Source organism: Belnapia sp., assembly GCF_059504005.1.
Genome location: NZ_JCACHU010000092.1, coordinates 1 through 4126 on the forward strand (window position 1 = coordinate 1; position 4126 = coordinate 4126).

At 62.5% G+C, this 4126-nt stretch carries 3 protein-coding genes; 1 reads left to right on the plus strand and 2 read right to left on the minus strand.

The genetic code is table 11. The annotated features are described in order from the left end of the window. Positions 1-686 (plus strand): transposase (locus tag AC5JJ1_RS13520; protein ID WP_495785627.1); only part of this gene is annotated, 686 nt, incomplete at its 5' end. Between the two features lie 329 nt (positions 687-1015). On the opposite strand, the gene AC5JJ1_RS13525 is transcribed toward AC5JJ1_RS13520, so the two are convergent. Together AC5JJ1_RS13525 and AC5JJ1_RS13530 are read right to left on the minus strand one after the other, a co-directional pair. Next, entirely contained in the window at positions 1016-1975 is a 960-nt protein-coding gene (locus AC5JJ1_RS13525) for a glycosyltransferase family 2 protein (protein WP_495785628.1), read from the minus strand. 400 nt (positions 1976-2375) lie between these two features. Continuing rightward, entirely contained in the window at positions 2376-3635 is a 1260-nt protein-coding gene (locus AC5JJ1_RS13530; RefSeq protein ID WP_495785629.1) for an ATP-binding protein, read from the minus strand. Between the last annotated feature and the right edge of the window lie 491 nt (positions 3636-4126).

The window sequence follows — 4126 nt, forward strand, 5'->3', positions numbered from 1 at the left end:
GGTGGGCCAAAATTCATCAGCACTGCTGGGCCAGAATTCATGGACACAGCCACGCGCCCGAGGTGCTCAACCTCTGCCGGGCCGAGCGGCTGGATTTCATCCTGGCCGTGGCCTCGACCACGACGCTGCGCCGCCACGTCCAGGCGCTCGAGAGGGGCACCACAGCGCGCTATGCGGCGGCCAGCAACGCCGGCAAGCAGCGCCGCTATACCGAGTTCTACGACGGCGCCGGCAGCTGGAGCCGGGTCGAGCGGATCATCGCCCGTGTCGAGGCTGGCCCGGACGGTGTCGACACCCGCTTCATCGTCACCAATCTCGCCGGCGGCACACCACGCAGGCTCTACGAGAATCTCTACTGCGCGAGGGGACAGGCGGAAAACTATGTGAAAGCCTGGAAGCGGCACCTGGCCGCGGATCGTACGTCCTGCAGCAAGGCCAGCGCCAATCAGCTCCGCCTCATGTTGCACACCGGCGCCTACTGGCTGCTCTGGTCGCTGCGCAGCCTCATGCCGAAGCGCTCAACTTGGCGCATGGCCCAGTTCGACACCTTGCGCCTGCGCCTGATCAAGGTTGCTACGCGGGTGGTCGCGCTGAAGACCCGGGTGATGCTGCACCTGCCCAGCGCCTATCCAGCCAAAGCCATCATGCACCTCGCCCTCGAGCGCATGCCTCGCCTGCTCTGCTGACCGCCGGGGCGAGTGCCCCAGCCAAGCCCTACCTACCGCAACCAGCCAACCCCGCAATCTGCAGCAAGCTACTGGCCCCAAAGCCGGCATCGGCAAAACACGGCTGTACAACTATGCGGCGAGCGATCCGGCGCTGTTCCAGGCCTCGCTCCTGACCTCACGAATTTTCCGGGCTAGCCCGCTTCGCCGTGGTGGTCCCATGCTTCAAACCATTCTTTTTCCAACGGAGTTCGCGGCATGCCGAAGTGCTGCTGGTTGGGGCCATTCTCGCCGGGCCTTGGGGTACAACTGCACAAAGCCGTGAAGCCAGTTCCGGACGGTAGCCTCCACTATGATGCACGCCGCTGCGCTTGTGGCAGCGCCGAGAGTACCTCTGTTCGCATGCGACGCAGCACGCCGTAACGGTGTGCGGCGTCGTTGCGTCTCAGGTATTCGCGCGCGGCGGGTGTCAGCCGGTGCAACTCCTCGGTCCCGAGCGCGGGACGGAATTCGCGCAACATCTGCAGCGCTGCAGGACCTGCCCGCAGTCCCTGTAAAAGCACGCCATTGCGCGCTCCCTTCAGCTGATAGGCAATAAAACGCGGCAGCACCGACGCCGGTGAACCATATTTCATTCCAATATAGACACGATTTCGCACAAAATAGAACCAGCGTGTGCCGGCCCAGGCAAAGCGCTTCTCCGGGCTGACCTTATGCCGCACGGCGAGGTCGCCACGGTATCGCACGCGCAAACCGAGATTGATCAGGCGGAGACAGAGGTCGAACTCATCCCATAGAAAGAATAGCGCGTCGTCATAGCCGCCGGCACGCTCGAAGTCGGCTCGCCGGACGGCCGCGCCGGCACCGACAAAGGTGACCGTATCGAAGCTCTCACCTGCCCTTGGAAGAAGTGAAACCGGATAGCCCCAGGAGGACAGGTCATCCTCCCCGGTAGCGTGCACCAGGATGCGGCACCCGACCGCCGCGAGATCCGCATCTGCATCCAGAATGGCAACAGCCCGCGCCAGCGTGTCGGAGGCGGAGAACTCAGCATCATTGTCGAGCGCGAATACCACGCGCCCGCTGCCAAGCGCGGTTGCACGGTTGCGCCCTCCCGCCACACCCCAGTTGCGATCAAGACGGACCAGTGTCGCATCCGGGGCGCCCCGCATCACCTCGGCTAAACGTGCGACATTCTCCGGCCGGCTACCTTGGTCGGCAACCCACACGTGCTTCGAGACGCCGATCTGGGCTCTGGCGGAGGCTACAGCCTCTGCAGTATCTTCGACCCGATCGAGGGCGAGGATCACTACGTCAGCGTCGTAGTCCGCCGCGGGCGCGCGGTGTACGCCGGATATGTGCTCTGGCGTCGGATAATCTGGGTAAGTCATCGACCCTCCAATCCGACGTCAGGCAGCGCCAATACTGCCAAACGAGCGGTCTGCTTCGCCTATTTCGGCACTGCAGAATCGCTCGATTCAAACCCCGCCCGATCGCTTTGTGAACAAACTCGCGGTTGTAAAGTGGAGTTGCTGCCTGAAAACTTCGATCAGCCCGAGTGCCACCTCGGTGCTTGGCGCCAGCACTGTGACGAAAGACAGCACTTGCGGATGTGGCTGTGCGAATGAGGGGTGTGGCAACTTCAACTGCCGAGCAACGAGGTCTTCCGTTGCACTGGGGCTATACGTCGTATCCCGACCGCCTCTATTGTTAATCTCGCCTTCTACAAACTGAGCGAAGGAGGTGGCGCACCAATTCTGCATGTGTACAGTGCATCTGGACCAAGTAACGCTCGTAGGCCGCAACCACACCCCAATCGTCGCAGGGCAAATCGTGAATCACTTCGCCCTTGTCGAGCCTCATCCGCAAGCTTTGGGGGTCTCGCACCAACTCTTGGGGAAAGAGTGCTACGGGTCGCGTGTCTGGTTCGGATGATTTTGGAGGCGCGGGCCAGCCGCGCAATTGGGCAACCAACGCCCCATAGACATTATGCCCAAACAGAGGCCCGAGGCTGGCGACTGCGATAGGTCGCGGGTTTATCTCAATTAGGTAGGCGTTCGTTTTGCCACCCTCGAGCACAAAGTCAAAGCTCAATAAGCCGGAGCAGCCGAGTGCTGCGACTAGCCGAGCGGCGGTGTCCGCCATCTCGGGATTCTCGATGTGTCGGACCATGGTACTCGGCCCGGTCGGCCCAGGATGCGTGCGCTCCGCGAGAAAGCTCACAGCCTCAAGGACACGACCCTGAAAGGCGGCGAGAGTGTGCATGGCCGGCGTGCCGTTGATGTGTCTCTGCAGTAAAGGCGGTGCATCCGGCGAAAAGGGCAAACCCGCCCAGCGCCACAAGAAACGTCTGCTTGTCCTTGTGACCCAGCCTTTCCAGTGTTTGCCCCGAACCTGCAGCGTCTCGAACGCAGCGCTAAGTTGCATCGAATCCCAAGCAATCGCCACACCGTCCCCGCCGCCGCTGTGCTCACGCTTAAGGACAACTGGATAACCCCAAGCCGCTGCCACGTCACGCGCGACTACAGCATCGGTTGCCGTGCAGTGACCTGGAGTTCGCAGGCCGAGTCGCACCGCGAGATCCATGCCGCGCCGGCGATCACAGGCGACGGCAAAGCCCTGGGGCGAACCGAGCGCCTCCACCAGAGCTGCCCGAACCGGTTCGCGCGTTGAAGGATCAAGCGCGATGCCGCAAAGGAACTTCGCCGACAAGTCATCAAGAGGCACGACCGTGTCGGGCCGGAAATCTAACAGGGCAATCTCTAGCCGACGTCGGGCAGTGAGGAGCCCCAGGCGCCGGACACCGCGGTATGGCGGCAATACAAAGTGCCGCGCTGCAAAGCGCGTGAGCGAGGGGTAGGATCCAACTGGGCTCAGCACCGCGCATTCGGCACCGAGCCGGCCCATCGCTGCCACCGCACGTTCCGAGCCGACGCTGTTGATGATTGAGACAAAGAGGACTCTGGGCACGGGTGACATATGCACTGCGCAGCAAGCCTTGCCGTTGGATTGTTCGGTCGACGTTAGCTTTCGGCAAGCCAACTGGCACCGTCAAATAGAATGGGCTTGGCGGGCGGAGCAGCCATTGGCAAGAGCTGGCAACTTGCTCCCCCGTCACCAAGTCCTCCATGCCGTCGACCATGTCCACTTTCAGGGAGGCGACAACGGCGAGTGGACGGCCGAAGTTGGCGCAAAGCTGCCGACCTTGGCTACTCGTCAGAGATGTCTGCGTGCCCGCCATCATCCGACGTGAGGCCAAGGGGTCTGATGGTCATCTTGGCCGAAACAGCTGTAGTCTTGAGCCGTCTGGACTATGCTGCCGCGGTAGGCGCTCACTTGTGACAGGGGAGGCTTATCGCATGTGTGGATGCCCCCTGCGGGTCAAGGCGGATCTGCAGCGCTGGCACGAGAGCACGGGTGCGGTCATGTGTGCGGCCTCTGATGCGGCCGGTCTGGCCGCG